This is a genomic window from Nocardia asteroides (genome assembly GCA_019930625.1).
Classification (GTDB): domain Bacteria; phylum Actinomycetota; class Actinomycetes; order Mycobacteriales; family Mycobacteriaceae; genus Nocardia; species Nocardia sputi.
Genome location: CP082844.1, coordinates 2,459,689 through 2,475,332, shown reverse-complemented (window position 1 = coordinate 2,475,332; position 15,644 = coordinate 2,459,689). Strand labels below are relative to the sequence as shown.

The 15,644-nt window shown below is 69.3% G+C and carries 13 protein-coding genes and 1 pseudogene; 8 read left to right on the top strand and 6 right to left on the bottom strand.

Translation table 11 applies throughout. The features are described from left to right. The first annotated feature begins 253 nt into the window (after positions 1 to 253). From otsB to K8O92_11195, 6 genes and pseudogenes are all read left to right on the top strand, one after another. Entirely contained in the window at positions 254 to 2,827 is a 2,574-nt protein-coding gene (otsB, locus tag K8O92_11220; protein ID UAK34368.1) for a trehalose-phosphatase, read from the top strand. 178 nt (positions 2,828 to 3,005) lie between these two features. Beyond that, positions 3,006 to 3,869 (top strand): zinc ABC transporter substrate-binding protein, encoded by an 864-nt coding sequence (locus tag K8O92_11215; GenBank protein ID UAK35624.1) that lies wholly within the window; start codon positions 3,006 to 3,008, stop codon positions 3,867 to 3,869. 4 nt (positions 3,870 to 3,873) lie between these two features. Next, positions 3,874 to 4,737, top strand: a pseudogene (locus K8O92_11210) (metal ABC transporter ATP-binding protein). 260 nt (positions 4,738 to 4,997) lie between these two features. Beyond that, on the top strand, positions 4,998 to 5,867 hold the full coding sequence (locus K8O92_11205; protein ID UAK34367.1) for a metal ABC transporter permease: 870 nt from the start codon (positions 4,998 to 5,000) through the stop codon (positions 5,865 to 5,867). Positions 5,868 to 6,098: 231 nt separating this feature from the next. Beyond that, on the top strand, positions 6,099 to 7,271 hold the full coding sequence (locus tag K8O92_11200) for an acyl-CoA dehydrogenase family protein (GenBank protein UAK34366.1): 1,173 nt from the start codon (positions 6,099 to 6,101) through the stop codon (positions 7,269 to 7,271). Positions 7,272 to 7,326: 55 nt separating this feature from the next. Continuing rightward, the gene (locus tag K8O92_11195) at positions 7,327 to 8,121 is read left to right on the top strand and encodes an enoyl-CoA hydratase/isomerase family protein (protein UAK34365.1); all 795 of its coding nucleotides are present in this window, start codon (positions 7,327 to 7,329) and stop codon (positions 8,119 to 8,121) included. 99 nt (positions 8,122 to 8,220) lie between these two features. Here the strand turns inward: K8O92_11195 and K8O92_11190 are convergent, their stop codons facing one another. The 6 genes from K8O92_11190 to carD all read right to left on the bottom strand — a co-directional run bounded on the left by K8O92_11190 (position 8,221) and on the right by carD (position 12,906). Next, a complete protein-coding gene (locus K8O92_11190) occupies positions 8,221 to 8,499 on the bottom strand; it encodes a DUF4190 domain-containing protein (GenBank protein UAK34364.1) in 279 nt (92 codons plus the stop codon). Between the two features lie 275 nt (positions 8,500 to 8,774). Continuing rightward, a complete protein-coding gene (gene rlmB, locus K8O92_11185) occupies positions 8,775 to 9,749 on the bottom strand; it encodes a 23S rRNA (guanosine(2251)-2'-O)-methyltransferase RlmB (protein UAK35623.1) in 975 nt (324 codons plus the stop codon). Then, complete coding sequence (cysS, locus tag K8O92_11180) at positions 9,749 to 11,155, bottom strand: cysteine--tRNA ligase (GenBank protein ID UAK34363.1); 1,407 nt, start codon at positions 11,153 to 11,155, stop codon at positions 9,749 to 9,751. Before cysS ends, rlmB begins: the two co-directional genes overlap by 1 nt. A gap of 64 nt (positions 11,156 to 11,219) precedes the next feature. Further along, complete coding sequence (gene ispF / locus K8O92_11175) at positions 11,220 to 11,687, bottom strand: 2-C-methyl-D-erythritol 2,4-cyclodiphosphate synthase (protein UAK35622.1); 468 nt, start codon at positions 11,685 to 11,687, stop codon at positions 11,220 to 11,222. A gap of 2 nt (positions 11,688 to 11,689) precedes the next feature. Continuing rightward, positions 11,690 to 12,415: a 2-C-methyl-D-erythritol 4-phosphate cytidylyltransferase gene (gene ispD, locus K8O92_11170; protein UAK34362.1), complete on the bottom strand. Its 726-nt coding sequence runs from the start codon at positions 12,413 to 12,415 to the stop codon at positions 11,690 to 11,692. 2 nt (positions 12,416 to 12,417) lie between these two features. Further along, complete coding sequence (carD, locus tag K8O92_11165; GenBank protein UAK35621.1) at positions 12,418 to 12,906, bottom strand: RNA polymerase-binding transcription factor CarD; 489 nt, start codon at positions 12,904 to 12,906, stop codon at positions 12,418 to 12,420. A gap of 511 nt (positions 12,907 to 13,417) precedes the next feature. Between carD and K8O92_11160 the strand changes: the two genes are divergently transcribed. Further along, the gene (locus K8O92_11160) at positions 13,418 to 14,134 is read left to right on the top strand and encodes a hypothetical protein (protein UAK35620.1); all 717 of its coding nucleotides are present in this window, start codon (positions 13,418 to 13,420) and stop codon (positions 14,132 to 14,134) included. A 58-nt stretch (positions 14,135 to 14,192) separates the two neighbouring features. Next, entirely contained in the window at positions 14,193 to 15,590 is a 1,398-nt protein-coding gene (radA, locus tag K8O92_11155) for a DNA repair protein RadA (GenBank protein ID UAK34361.1), read from the top strand. Positions 15,591 to 15,644 lie beyond the last annotated feature (54 nt).

The following is a 15,644-nucleotide window of genomic DNA, read 5'->3' as shown; positions in this document are numbered from 1 at the left end:
CACGGCGGGCAATTCAGCGCACGGCGAGCAATTCGACGCCCGGCCACCATGCCGGGTTCGAACGGCCGCTGTACTGCGACGAAGCTCACCCGCTCGGATCCCGTCGCCGTTAGCTGGGCAGATCCACCGGACACCGGTTCAGCACCTGCGTTATCGTGCGCACGCGGACCGGCGCGCTGCTGTGCGGCAAATTCAACACAGTATTGTTTTGCCCGCCCCCTGAAAAAACTCCTCCGATCACTAGGTTGGATGCGTGAGCGCACAGGATCTGCCACTGGAACTTCGCCGTGCACTGTCGACGGTCGCGCGCGTGCCACGGCTGCTGGTCGCATCGGATTACGACGGGACACTCGCGCCCATCGTGTCCGATCCGGCCAAAGCCTTCCCCCATCGGGAATCGGTGAGCGCGTTACGAGCCCTCGCCGGCCTGACCGGGACCACTGCCGCCGTGATCTCCGGCCGCGCGCTGCGAGATCTCGCGGCGCTGTCGCGGTTGCCGGTCGAAGTGCAATTGATCGGCAGCCACGGCTCGGAATTCGACGTCGGCTTCGTACACGCGATCGACAACGACGCCAAGCACCTGCTCAGAGAGGTGCAGACGGCGCTGAACCAGATCGCCGCGGACAACCCGGGCGTCACCGTCGAGATCAAGCCTGCCAGTGTGGCGTTGCACGTGCGCAACGCCAGCCCGGAGATCGGTCATCGGGCGCTGTCGCAGGTCCGGCTCGGTCCGGCGTGCTGGTTCGGCGTGCAGGTCACCGAGGGCAAGGCCGTCATCGAACTGGCCGTGGTGCAGACCGACAAGGGCACCGCACTGGACACCGTCCGGCATCAGGCGGGGGCCTCGGCCGCGGTGTTCTTCGGTGACGACGTCACCGACGAGAAGGCGTTCCGGGTGCTCGCGGGCCCGGACGTCGGCATCAAGGTCGGCGACGGCGAGAGCCTGGCCAAGTTCCGGGTGGACAGCACCGAGGCCGTGGCCTGGGCGCTGGCCTACCTGCTGGAGGAGCGCCGGACCTGGCTGGCGGGCGCGAGCGCGCCGCGTATCGAGCGGCTGACCATGCTGGCCAGCCCGCGCTCGGTCGCGCTGCTCACCCCGGACGCCACGGTGACCTGGTTCTGCCACCCGGAGCCGGACTCCGCCGCGGTGTTCGCGCACCTGCTCGGCGGCCCGCAGGGCGGTCACTTCACCATCGAGCCCGAGCGGCCGGGGCTGCCGCTCTCGCAGCGCTACGTCGACGGCACGATGACCGTCGAAACGCGCTGGGCCAGTCTGCAAGTCACCGACTACCTGCCGCACGACGTCGCGCCCACGCGTACCGACCTCACCCGGGTGATCACCGGCGACGCGAAGGCCGTGGTCACCTTCGCGCCCCGGCCGGAGTTCGGCCAGGTGCCGGTGAACCTCGAAGCGCAGGAGGGCGGACTGCGCGTGTACGGCACCAACGATCCGATCGTGCTGCGCTCCCCCGGCGTGCGATGGGAGATCGTCTCCGACGGGACCCACGAGTCGGCACGTGCCGTGGTCGACCCCTCCAAAGGCCCGGTCGTGCTCGAATTGCGCTGTGGCACCTTCGACCTCGAACCCGCCGAGACCAGCGAGGCCCAGCGGCGCCGGGAGGCCGAGCGGTACTGGTCGGAGTGGGCCTCGACGCTCACGCTGCCGCCGCTGAAGCCCGACCTGATGAAGCGCTCCGCGCTGACCCTGCGCGGCCTCGTGCACGCGCCCTCCGGTTCGATCCTCGCGGCCGCCACCACCTCGCTGCCCGAGGACATCGGCGGCGTGCGCAACTGGGACTACCGCTATTGCTGGCTGCGCGACGCCGCGTTGACCGCCCAGGCGCTGGTCTCGCTCGGCTCCCTCACCGAGGCCGAGGATTACCTCGGCTGGGTGCACCGGGTACTGGAGACGTTGCCCGGCCCCGAGCGCCTGCACCCGCTGTACACGCTGTACGGCGAGACGCTGCCGCCGGAGGCCTCGATCGACCAGTTGCCCGGCTACGCGGGCTCGCGTCCGGTCCGCGTCGGCAACGCGGCCAACATGCAGGTGCAGTTGGACGTCTTCGGCCCGATCGTGGATCTCATCGCCACCCTGGCGCACGCCAGGGAGCTGCGGGGCGTCACCGATCCCGCGCACGTGCTGCCCGATGCCGACTGGGAGCTGGTGTGCGCCATGGTCTCGGCGGTCCAGCGGCGCTGGCAGGAGCCCGACCACGGCATCTGGGAGATCCGCGGCAACCCCCGCCACCACGTGTACTCGAAGGTGATGGGCTGGCTGACCGTCGATCGTGCGCTGACCCTGGCGCAGAAGTTCGATCGCGAGGCCGATCCGGCCTGGCCGGTGCTGCGCGACACCATCGCCGACGAGGTGAAGGCGAAGGGCTGGAACGACGACGTGCAGTCCTACACCGCGGCCTACGACGGCACCGACCTCGACGCGGCCACGCTGCACATCGGGCTGAGCGGCCTGATCGACCCCTCCGACCCGCGCTTCGCGGCGACCGTCGTGGCGACCGAGGCCGAGCTGCGCAGCGGCTCGACCGTGTACCGCTATCACCACGACGACGGCTTGCCCGGCGGCGAGGGCGGATTCCACCTGTGCGCGGCCTGGCTGGTCGAGGCGTACCTGCTGATCGGGAAGCGCTCGGACGCCGAGGCGCTGTTCGCCCAGCTGGTCGACGTCGCGGGGCCGACGGGGCTGCTGAGCGAAGAGTACGACCCGGTCGCCGAACGTTCGCTCGGTAACCATCCCCAGGCCTACAGCCATCTCGGCCTGTTGCGCTGCGCGCAGCTGCTCGGACAGCCGGTGGAGGCCGCGCTGGTCTGAAGTCTCGAGCTCACCGAGGGCCCGCGAACGAGGAATCGTCCACGGGCCCTTGGTTTTCGCGTTCCACGTGGGCGTTACCTCCTACCGCCGGACCGGATTTGCTAGAGTTAAACGGGAACGATTTCCATTTTGATCTGCCGGACTGCCAGGAGTACCCCACGTGAAGACCAGATTCGCCATGAAGTGTGTAGGCATCGCCGTGGGGTTGGCCTCCGTAGCGACAATCGCCGCGTGTGGCGACTCCACCGACTCCGACCAGCCGGTCGTCGTCACCTCCACCGACGTATGGGGTGACATCGCCGCCGCCATCGCGGGTCCCGACGCCACCGTCCGGTCGCTGATCACCGATCCGAACGCCGATCCGCACTCACACGAGACCTCCGCTGTCGAGTCGGCCGAACTGAGCGACGCCGATCTGGTGGTCTACAACGGCGGCGGCTACGACGAATTCGCCGAGAAGGCGGTGGCGGGCACGAACAAGCGCACGGTGGACGCCTACTCCCTGCGCGTGGACCAGAGCGACGAGAACGAGCACATCTGGTACGACGTGCGCACCGTGGATGTGGTCGCCGACCGCATCGCCGCTCAGCTCGGCGAACTGGACCCGGACAAGGCCGCGGCCTACACCGAGCGTGCGACGACGTTCAAGGGCCGTCTCGCCGCGGTCACCGCCATCACCGGCAAACTCGCCGCCGAGCATCCGAAAACGCCGGTGCTGCAGACCGAACCCCTCGCGCACTACCTCTTGGCCGCCGCCGCGGCGGACGATCTGACGCCGCACGAGTTCCAGGAAGCCATCGAGCAGGAGACCGACCCGGCGCCCGCGGCCGTCGCGGCGACCCAGGACCTGCTCACCGGCAAGCGCGTCCGCGCATTGATCTACAACGTGCAGACCGAGGACAAGATCACCAAAGACCTGCGGAACACCGCGCAGAACGCGGGCATCGCCGTCGTCGAGGTGACCGAGACCCTGCCCGAGGGTGAGGATTACATTCAGTGGCAGACGAAGAACGCGCAGGCCTTGGCCGCCGCGTTGGCCTGAGCGGATGACCGAGCCAGCGGCGCTGACCGAGCACACCGACCGGGCGCAACGGCGGCGGTCGGGCATCGGCGACGACTCGGCCGCGGTGCGGCTGGAGTCGGCGCGGTTGTCGTTCGGCGACCGAACCTTGTGGGACGGATTGGATCTCACTGTCGCCCGCGGGGAGTTCGTCGCGGTTCTCGGCCCGAACGGGTCGGGTAAGACCTCCCTGCTGAAGGTTTTGCTGGGTCAACTCGGTTTGAGTTCCGGCACTGCCCGGATCGCGGGCTCGCCCGCGCGCGCGGGCAATCCCGACATCGGCTATGTGCCGCAACAGAAGACGATCGACGCCGGAGTGCAGTTGCGCGGCGTCGATCTCGTCGGGCTCGGGGTCGACGGGCATCGCTGGGGGCTCGGACTACGCTACCGAGCCGAGCGCAAGCGCAAGGTGGCCGCTGCCATCGCCGACGTCGGTGCGGAACATTTCGCCTACGCGCCATTGGAATCCATGTCCGGCGGCGAGCAGCAGCGCCTGCGGGTGGCGCAGGCGCTGGTCGGCGATCCGAAGGTGCTGTTGTGCGACGAGCCGTTGCTCAGCCTGGATCTGGCCAACCAGCGGCTGGTCGCCGAACTGATCGATCGCCGCAGGCGCACCCACGACACCGCGGTGCTCTTCGTGACGCACGAGATCAATCCGGTTCTGCCCCTGGTGGATCGCGTGCTGTACCTGGTCGACGGCCGGTTCCGGATCGGGACGCCGGAGGAGGTGATGACCTCCGCGGTGCTGTCGCAGCTGTACCGCACCGAGGTGGACGTCCTGCGGGTACGCGGGCGTCTGGTGGTCGTCGGCACCGGCGACACCATGGACGCGCTCGGCACGGCGGGCGGCCACTGCCACGGACCGGCGGGCGACGAATTCGCACACGGCGTCGCCACGCCGGAGGTAACCGCGGCAACGGGCGATGCGCCGGTGAACAGTACATCCTCCGCCGGCCCGGCAACGACCGCTTCCGCTTCGAGCGAGTCGTCGGACACCAACGGCGCTGCCCCGGCCCGACGACCTTCCGTGGAGCCGGCCGCCACCGTGGACGGCGATGGAGGCGGCCCGGCCCGGCCGGCCGCTGACCCGGATCAGAGCGGAGTGCGTTCGTGACCGACAAGCTCTCCGGCGTCCTCGACAAGATGCTGGATTTCGGTACCACGGCGAACCTGCTTTCCTACGGGTTCGTCCAGCAGGCGCTGCTCGCCGCGGCCCTGCTCGGATTGCTGTCGGGGGTGATCGGTCCGCTGATCATCAGCAGGCAGATGTCGTTCGCGGTGCACGGCACCAGCGAGCTATCCCTGACCGGCGCCGCTGCGGCGCTGCTGGCCGGTATCGGGGTCGGTGTCGGCGCCATCGCGGGGTCGGTCGTCGCCGCGGTGTTGTTCGGGCTGCTCGGTACCCGGGCACGCGAACGCGATTCGGTGATCGCGGTGGTGCTCTCGTTCGGGCTGGGGCTCTCGGTGCTGTTCCTGTGGCTCGGCCCCGATCGCGCGGGCTCGAAGTTCTCGCTGCTCACCGGACAGGTGGTCAGCGTCGGCAACAACGGCATCGGCCTGCTCGCGGTCTGCACCGCCGGAGTGATCGCGGTGCTCGCGTTCGTCTACCGGCCGCTGCTGTTCGCCAGCTCCGATCCGGAGGTGGCGGTGGCGCGCGGGGTTCCGGTGCGGGCGCTGTCCATCGTGTTCGCCGTGCTGCTGGGCATCACGGCGGCCTTCGGGGTACAGATCGTCGGCGCGCTGCTCGTTCTCGCCCTGCTGATCACCCCGGCCGCCGCGGCGGCGCAGCTCACCGCGAACCCGGTCCGGGCAACGGTGCTCGCGGTGGTGTTCGCGGAAGTGGCCGCGGTGGGCGGCATCCTGCTGTCGCTGGCGCCGGGTGTCCCCGTCTCGACCTTCGTCACCACGATCTCGTTCCTGATCTACCTCGCCTGCCGCCTGCTCGGCGCCCGCAACCGCCGCCTCGCCCCCGCCCGCTGAAGACCGCTCACCAGACCCGGTGGGCGCTGGCCGCTGCGGACCTCGACTCGCGGCGATAGCAGGCCGGACGGGTAGGCAGATGCGTACAGGAAGGCCGCGCTCCTGGATATCCCGCGCAGTTCAGCGTGGCAGCGCCACGCCGGCATCACTTTGATGGCGGCCGCCTTCAGTCGCTTGCCAGGGTTTTCGTATGCTCGACGCATCGCGCCCCCGAACGAATGGTGACCAACGATGATCGACTTCGCGATTCCCGCCGAACTCGCCGCCGAACGCGATCGAGTACGCCGATTCGTCATCGACAAGATCGTCCCCTACGAGCGCGACCCGCGCCTGACCGCGCACGGCCCGACCGACGAGCTGCGCCAGGAACTCGTCGAACTCGCGCGCGCCGAGAAGCTGCTCACCGTGCAGGCGCCCGAAGCGCTCGGCGGGCGCGGACTGACCCACGTCGAGCAGGCGGTGATCTACGAAGCGGCGGGCTGGTCCACGCTCGGCCCGGTCGCGATGAACTGCGCGGCGCCCGACGAGGGCAACATGTTCCTGCTGTCCAAGGTGGCCGACCCCGACCAGGTGCGGCGTCATCTGGCCCCGGTGGTCGCGGGCCACCAGCGCTCGGTCTTCGCCATGACCGAGCCCGACGGCGCCGGCTCCGACCCCGCCCAGCTGACCACCGAAGCGACCTTCGACGGCGAGAACTTCACCGTCAACGGGCGCAAATGGCTGATCACCGGCGCCAACGGCGCGAAGACTTGGATCATCATGGCGCGTTTGGCCGCCAACCCGCACTTGCCCGAGGGGCCCACGCTGTTCCTCACCGACGGCGATCAGCCCGGCATCGTCATCGAACGCACGATGAACACGATGGACCGCAACTACGTCGCCGGGCACGGTGTTGTCCGCTTCGACAACCTGGTCCTGCCCAGGGAGGCGCTGCTCGGCGAGGCGGGCCAGGCGCTGCGCTACGCCCAGCTCCGGCTCGCCCCGGCCCGCTTGACCCATTGCATGCGCTGGCTCGGCGCCGCCGAACGCGCCCAGAGCATCGCGGTCGAGCACGCGCGCACCCGCACCGCGTTCGGCAAGCCGATCGGCGAACACGAGGGCGTGTCGTTCATGCTGGCCGATAACGAGATCGCGCTGCACCAGTGCAGGCTGACCATCTGGCACGCCTGCTGGCTGATGGACAACGGGGCGAAGGCGCGGCACGAGAGCTCGATCGCCAAGTCGTTCGTCTCCGAGGAACTGTTCAAGGTCGCCGACCGGTGTGTACAGGTGCTCGGCGGCATCGGCATCAGCGACGAGACGGTGGTCGAGATGATCTTCCGGGACATGCGCGCCTTCCGGCTCTACGACGGGCCGACCGAGGTGCACAAGTACGCCATCGGGCGAAAGGTCCTGCGCGGATAGCGGAAGACTTTCGGCCCCACGTCAGGTCCGCGTCCGTCGGCTAACATCCTGAGGCATGAGTTCGGAACTGCACGTCGATGTCTCCCGGGGCGTCGCCGTGCTCACGCTCAACCGGCCCGCGCAGCAGAACGCGTTCACTCCCACGATGGGCGCCGCATTGCAACGCTGCGATGCGGAAGACGCCATCCGTGCCGTGATCGTCACCGGCACCCCGCCCGCGTTCTGCGCGGGAGCGGACCTATCCAATCGAGTCGGGGAGGTCAGCGCCACGATCGACCCGCCTCCGTGGCGAGTGCGCAAACCGGTGATCGCGGCCGTGAACGGCCACGCGGTGGGCATCGGCTTGGCGCTGGCCCTGCAATGCGACCTGCGATACCTGGCGCGCGACGCGGTGTACGGGCTGAACCAGGTCCGCCGCGGCGTCGTGGCCGACGGCTACGCGCACTGGACGCTACCCAGGCTCGTCGGCATGGCCAACGCCGCCGACATCATGCTGACCGGGCGCACGTTCGATGGTGACGAAGCCAAAGCGATGGGCTTGGCCAACAGCTCGCTGCCCGCGAGCGAGGTGTTACCGACCGCCCTCGCCGTTGCGCACGACATCGCGAACGGCTCGGCCCCGCTACCGGTGGCGCTATCCAAGCGGCTGCTCTGGGAGGGGCTCGGAATGAGCCCCACCGTGGTCGGTCAACTGGAGACCGAACTCAACCAGCATGCGACCAAGAGCATCGACGGCGGCGAGGCCATGGCAGCCTTCCGGGATCGCAGACAGCCCAGCTGGTCCGGCAGCGTCAGCACGGAATGGCCCGCCTGGGATGCCGCGGACCGCGAGCGGCCCAGCCTGGATTAGGCACTCGGCCCGGCGCGGAGCTTCGGCGCAGTCGCGCCGCACTCGCCCGCTGTGCGACTGTCTCGACCGCGGTGGACGGCCTCCGTCCGGCTGCGCGGCTCAGGCGTTGCCGCCGAGGAGAATGAGCAGGAACAGCACCGCGAAGATGATCATCAGAACGGTGCCGACGACGCCGAGGATGTAGCCGACCATCACCTGGGCGCGACCACCGAGCGCACCGCCGGATTCCTCGATCTGGTCGAGCGCGCGCCGCCCCATTGCCCACGCCACCGGCCCCAGCACGCCGCAGCAGAAGACGCTCACCGCGCCGAGAAACAAGACCGCCGTCGCGTTCGGATGCTCGACCGGCGAACCGATGGGCTGATTGGGTATCACCACCAGCCGAATTCTACTGGGCTCGTCCGCCTCTCCGGGTCTTTAGGCCATACGAGTCGGGTATCGCCGGATTCCCTTGCAGGTCTTGGGTTCGGCGCCCGATCCGGTTCTAGGACCACGCGGTGAGTTACCCGCGTTCCTGCGAAACAAGTTGTCGCGCAAGGGAACAGGGCATGGGGTCCCCGAGAGCGGCTCGCACCTGGCCATCGCCGCCGTCGGCAGGCAGCACACGCTCCCGCGGTCGACGGCAGGCAGGCCGGACGAGCGGCGCAACGTCCTCAGGCGCGGCGTTGCCGGGCGACTTCGGAGAGCACCACTCCGGCGGCGACCGACGCGTTCAGCGATTCCACCGGGCCCGCCATCGGAATCGACAAGATCGAGTCACACGACTCCCGGACCAGGCGGGAAAGGCCCTTGCCCTCCGAGCCGACCACGATCACGATCGGCTCGCGGCCGTCGAAGTCGTCCAAGGTGGTGTCGCCACCCGCGTCCAAGCCGACGATCTGAACTCCCTGAGCCGCCCAATCCTTCAGTGTGCGCGTGAGATTCGTCGCGCGGGCGACCGGGAGCCGAGCGGCGGCGCCCGCGCTGGTACGCCAGGCGACCGCGGTGACGCTCGCGCTGCGCCGCTGCGGAATCAGGACGCCGTGCCCACCGAAGGCCGCCACGGAACGCACCACCGCACCGAGGTTGCGCGGATCGGAGATATTGTCCAGCGCGACCAGCAGCGCGGGCTCCGCGGAACCACGTGCCCGGTCGAGCAGGTCGTCCGGGTGGGCGTAGCGGTACGGCGGCACCTGAAGAGCGACGCCCTGGTGCAATCCATTGGAACTCATTCGATCCAGGTCGGTGCGCGGCACCTCCAGGATCGAGATGCCCGTGTCGGCGGCCAACCGCACGCTCTCGGTCAACCGGTCGTCGTTCTCGGTGCCCACCGCGACGTACAGCGCCGTCGCGGGCACACCCGCACGCAGGCACTCGACCACCGGATTGCGCCCGAGCACCAACTCCGGACCGTCATCGCTCTTGCGTCCCGCGGGCCTGGCCCCGCCGCGCGCGGACGAACGAGCCTGCGCGCTCTTGGCTTTCACCGCCGCTCGCTTGGCGGCGGGATGCTTGGTGCGCATCTCGGCGGGCGGAGTCGCGCCACGCCCCTCCAGCCCGCGCCTGCGCTTGCCGCCGGAGCCGACCACGGCGCCTTTCTTGCTACCGCTCTTGCGAACCGCACCTCGGCGCTGCGAATTGCCTGCCATCATTTGGCCTTTCCGGATTGCGGTGCGCCGAGGGCCCATTCGGGACCGCTGGCGGTGTCGGTGACGTCGATGCCCGCGGACTGGAGCCGATCGCGCACGGCGTCGGCGGTCGACCAGTCCTTGGTGGCCCGGGCCTCCTGACGGCGGTCGAGTTCCGCGCGCACCAGCACGTCCAGCGCGTCGAGCGCGGCGGAGGAATCGCTCGGGGCGTACCAGTGCGGGTCGAGCGGGTCGACACCGAGGACACCGAGCATGGCGCGCACCTGGCTCGCCAGATCGCGCGCGAAGTCGATCGCGCCGACCTCCAACGCCTTGTTGCCCTCGTGCACGGCGCGGTGGATCTCCGCCAGGGCCTTGGGCACCGCGAGGTCGTCGTCGAGGGCGGCGGCGAACGCGTCGGTCCACTTGCCGACCGGAATCTCGCCGGCCCGGTCCACCACCCGGTTCACGAACGCCTCGATGCGCTGATAGGACTGCGCCGCGTCGTGCAGCGCCTTGTCGGAGTACTCCAGCATCGAGCGGTAGTGCGCGCTGCCGAGGTAGAACCGCAGCTCGACGGCACGCACCTGCTTCAGGACGTTCGGCACGGAGAGCACGTTGCCCAGTGATTTGGACATCTTCTCCCCGCCCATGGTCACCCAGCCGTTGTGTAGCCAGTACCTGGCGAATCCGTCGCCCGCGCCCTTAGACTGGGCGATCTCGTTCTCGTGGTGTGGGAACACCAGGTCCATGCCACCGCAGTGGATGTCGAATTCCGGGCCGAGATAGAACCCGGCCATCGCGGAGCACTCCAGGTGCCAGCCGGGGCGGCCGGGGCCCCACGGCGACGGCCAGCTGGGCTCGCCCGGCTTGGCCGCCTTCCACAGGGTGAAGTCGCGGGGGTCGCGTTTGCCCTCGCCCGCGCTCTCACCTTGGTGCACGTCATCGAGCCGGTGGCCCGACAGCTTGCCGTAGTCGGGAAAGCTGACCACGTCGAAGTAGACATTCCCCGCGGAGGCGTAGGCGTGACCGCGGTCGATCAGCCGCCGCATCATCTCGACCATCTGGGTGATGTGGCCGGTGGCACGGGGCTCCGCGGACGGTGGCAGCACGCCGAGCCGTTCGTAGGCGCGGTCGAAGGCGCGCTCGTGCGTGGCGGCCCACTCCCACCACGGCCTGCCCGCCTCGGCGGCCTTGGTCAGGATCTTGTCCTCGATATCGGTGACATTGCGGATGAACCAGACGTCGAAGTCGTGCGCCAGCAACCAGCGTCGCAGCACATCGAACGCGACTCCGCTGCGCACATGGCCGATGTGCGGTTCACCCTGCACGGTGGCGCCACAGAGGTACACCGACGCACGGCCGGGGACCAAGGGCGCGAAATCGCGCACGGTCCGCGTGTCGGTGTCAAAGAGGCGCAGCGTCACGGCAGTCGATCCTAGCTGGTGTATACGGTCGTTCACGGACGGGCTCGGGTCCGCCGGAGCAGGATCAACGACAGGCTTGCAGCAGGGCCGTCGCCACAGCGGCGACGCCCTCGCCGCGGCCGGTCAGACCGAGGCCGTCGGTGGTGGTGCCGGACACCGAAACAGGGGCATCGAGCAGCTCGCCGAGCACCTTTTGCGCTTCGGCGCGCCGGGGCCCGATCTTGGGACGATTGCCGATCACCTGCACCGCGGCGTTGACCACTTCGAAGCCCGCTTCGCCCAGCAGCCTGCGCACTTCCTTCAGCATGGCCGCGCCGGAGACACCCGCCCATTCCGGGCGTCCGGTGCCGAACACCGCGCCGACATCGCCGAGGCCCGCCGCGGACAGCAGCGCGTCGCACAGCGCGTGCGCGGCGACGTCACCGTCCGAATGACCCGCGCAGCCGTCGTCACCGTCGAACAGCAGACCGGCCATCCAGCAGGGCCGGCCCGCTTCGATCGGATGGACGTCGCTGCCGATGCCGACGCGCATGGTCACGGCGTCACCGCCCGTCCGACGCTCGCACCGTCGAGCACCGCGTCGGCGAGCCGGAGGTCGAGCGGAGTGGTGATCTTGAAGGCCAGCGGGTCGCCGGCAATCGTGTGGACTCCGACACCGAGCCGCTCCACCAGCCCCGCGTCATCGGTGGCCTGGATGCCCTCGGTCGCGTAGGCCGAGCGCAGCAGATCGGCCGCGAAACCCTGCGGCGTCTGGATGGCGCGCAACCGGGCGCGGTCGGGAGTGCCGGTGACCGCACCGGCCGCGTCGACGGACTTGATGGTGTCGGCTACCGGAAGCCCGGGAACCACGGCAGGACGGCCCGCACGCAACTCCGCCGCGACGCGAGCGATGAGCTCGGGCGGCGTGAGGGCGCGGGCGGCGTCGTGCACCAAGAAGTAGGCGGCGTCGGGCGCGGCGGCGAGACCCGCTCGCACCGAGTCGATGCGTTCGGCGCCGCCGACGACCACCTGCACCGAATCCGAGGGCGGCAGCAGGGCAACGGCGCTGTCGACGAGTTCGGTGGGAACCATCACGATGATCCGGTCGACCACGCCGGAGGCGATCAAGCCTTCGACGGCGAGCCGGACCATGGGTGTGCCGCCGACCGCGACGAACGCCTTGGGTTTCGATTCACCCAGACGCACGCCACGGCCGGCGGCAGGCACCAGAGCAACGACGGGTCCGTCGGTGGAACGGACACCGTTGTCAGGTGTGTTCACGGTCAGGAAGCCGCTGCGAGGACCTCATCGAGCAGGGTCTCAGCCTTGCCGTCATCGGTGCCTTCGGCCAGCGCGAGCTCACCGACCAGGATCTGCCGAGCCTTGGCCAGCATGCGCTTCTCACCCGCGGAGAGGCCGCGGTCCTGCTCCCGGCGCCACAGATCGCGAACGACCTCGGCCACCTTGTTCACATCGCCGGAGGCGAGCTTCTCCAGGTTGGCCTTGTAGCGGCGGGACCAGTTGGTCGGCTCCTCCGTATGCGGCGCACGAAGCACCTGGAAGACCCGATCGAGACCCTCCTGACCCACGACGTCACGCACGCCGACGTATTCGGCGTTCTCCGCGGGAACCCGAACAGTGAGATCGCCTTGGGCGACCTTCAGGACCAGATACTCTTTTTGCTCACCCTTGATGGTGCGAGTCTCGATTGCTTCGATCAGCGCCGCTCCGTGGTGGGGGTAAACGACGGTGTCTCCGACCTTAAAAATCATGTGTCCCGTGCCCCTTTCGATGTTCACAGTTTAACATGCGACTCGATAACGGCGCGATCAACTGTGCAGGTCAGGGCCACAACGAGGCAACCGCGGGGCTTGACAGATGCCAGGCGGTGTGCATTACGTTGTGCCGGAACGAGTTATCTCCCGGCTCTACCGGCGTCGCCCGCCCGTGGTGGCCCGGCACCTTCGTGGCAATCTCCCGAACCTCGACCGAACTGTTATCGAAGCGCCGAGTGTCGGGGACCGCTCCCCTGCCCTGCCGCACGCCGCCGCGCTCAGGATGTCCCGCGCACGCCACCGGAGGCGGAGTCGGCCAGCCGCCGGTGGCTGAGTCGACCAGCCACCGGAGGTGGAGTTGACACAGCCCCCGCGCCCGCGCCGCCGAGGGAACTACTACGCTGCCTAGTTACTACGCTCCCGCGCGGAGCAGAGCCCGGTCGACATGGAGGGACAACCCGTGACTGCCCTGAAAGCTGTGACCGCCCCGAAGGGGGCGCGACGTCGCATGGTGACGGTTGCCGCACTCGCCGCCGGAGCGGCGATCGCGCTGTCCGGCTGCGGCGCGGGCCAGATCTCGCAGACCGCCGACCAGGTCGCCGCCGTGAACGGCAATTACGCCGACGTCGGCCGCATCGCGCTGCGCAACGTGCACATCGTGTACCCGGCCGAGGGCACCGGTTACAACAACGCGAAGGGCGGCAAGGCGCTCATCGCGCTGTCGGTCATCAACAACAGCGAGTCCGTTCGCGACGAGCTGACCAGCATCACCACCGACCTCGGCACCGTCAAGATCACCTCGGCCGCCGGCAAGTCCGTCGTCGAGATCGCCCCCCAGCAGACCGTCGTCGCAGCCGATCACCCGGTCAAGCGCGAGGCCGCGCCGACCACCACCGCAGCGCCGACCACCACCGCCGGAGCACCCACCACCACTGCGCGCCCCGCCGCGCCGACCACCACCGCGCCGACCACCACCGCCGATTCGCACGGTTCGGACGCGCACGGCTCCCAGCCCGCCGCCGACCCCGAGGCCGAGCCGATCATGATCGAGATCACCGGCCTGACCAGGGACATCACTCCCGGCCTGACCTACAACGTCTCGTTCAACTTCAAGCAGAACGGCACCGTCCAGGTCCAGGTCCCCGTCGACGCGGGGCTGCACACCGAGCGCCACCAGTCCGACAAGTCCGGCCCGGCCGAAGCCGGACACGGCGGCGGTCACTGAGTCCCGGCGCAGTCGCTGGAAGACGAACACTGTCAGCGGCGGTGCGTATGGTGCCGGTGTGGCCAAGACCAAGCCGACCTTCCGCTGCTCCGCCTGCTCCCATGAAGTCGCCAAGTGGGTCGGCAAGTGCCCTGAGTGCGGCGCATGGGGCACCGTCGACGAAGTAGTCGTCGGGGCGGGCGCGGTCGGTTCACCGGGACGCAAGGCGATGTTGCCGAGCACCGCGGCCGCGCCTATCTCCCAGATCGACTCGAAGGTCACCAGAGCCAGGCCGACGGGCGTCACCGAGCTGGACCGAGTGCTCGGCGGCGGGGTCGTGCCCGGCTCCGTGGTGCTGCTGTCCGGCGAGCCGGGGGTGGGCAAGTCGACGCTGCTGCTCGAGGTGGCGCATCGCTGGGCGGCCCAGCGTGACGAGAAGGCGCTGTACGTCACCGCGGAGGAGTCGGCGGGGCAGGTCCGGTTGCGGGCCGATCGCACCGGCGCGGTGCACGACCGGGTCTATCTGGCGTCCGAATCGGATCTGTCGATCGTGCTCGGACACGTCGAGCAGGTGCGTCCGACCTTGCTGGTGGTCGACTCGGTCCAGACCATGCTCGCCCCGCAGGTGGACGGCGTGATCGGCGGTGTCACCCAAGTACGCGAGGTGACCGCCGCGCTGACCTCGCTGGCCAAGGCCAGCGGGATCGCGGTGCTGCTGGTCGGGCACGTCACCAAGGACGGCAGCGTGGCGGGCCCGCGCACGCTCGAGCACTTGGTCGACGTCGTCCTGCACTTCGAAGGCGACAAGAACTCCACGCTGCGCATGGTGCGCGGCATCAAAAACCGCTTCGGCAGCGCCGACGAGGTGGGTTGCTTCGAGCTGCACGAGGACGGCATCGCCTGTGTCGACGACCCGTCCGGCCTGTTCCTGCACCACCGGACGGATTCGGTGCCCGGCACGGCGGTGACCGTCGCGATGGACGGCAAGCGCCCGCTGGTCGGCGAGGTGCAGGGCCTGACCGTGAAGACCGAGATACCGCAGCCGCGGCGCGCGGTGAGCGGACTGGACTACAACCGGGTCGCCATGGTGCTTGCGGTCCTGCAGAGCCGTGGCCGGGTATTCCTCGGCAAGAGCGACGTCTACGCCGCGACGGTCGGCGGTATGCGGCTGGTCGAGCCGTCGGCCGACCTGGCCATCGCGCTCGCCATCGCCAGCGCGGAGTCCGACGTCGCGATTCCGCCGGGCTGGGTGATCCTGGGCGAGGTCGGACTCGCGGGCGAGGTCCGCAAGGTGACCGGCCTCAACCGCCGACTCGCCGAAGCCGAACGCCTGGGCTTCACCACCGCCTTGGTGCCTCCCGGACTCACCCCGGTGAAAAGCACCATGAGAATCCACGAGGTCACCGACCTCCGCTCCGCCATCCGCATAGCCGGTCTACGCAAACTCCGCGCCGCCCCGGAAGAGGCCGCCAGCTGATTCGACCGGCTGCCGGGCACGTCACCATCATGAGCCATTCCGAACACCCAGCGT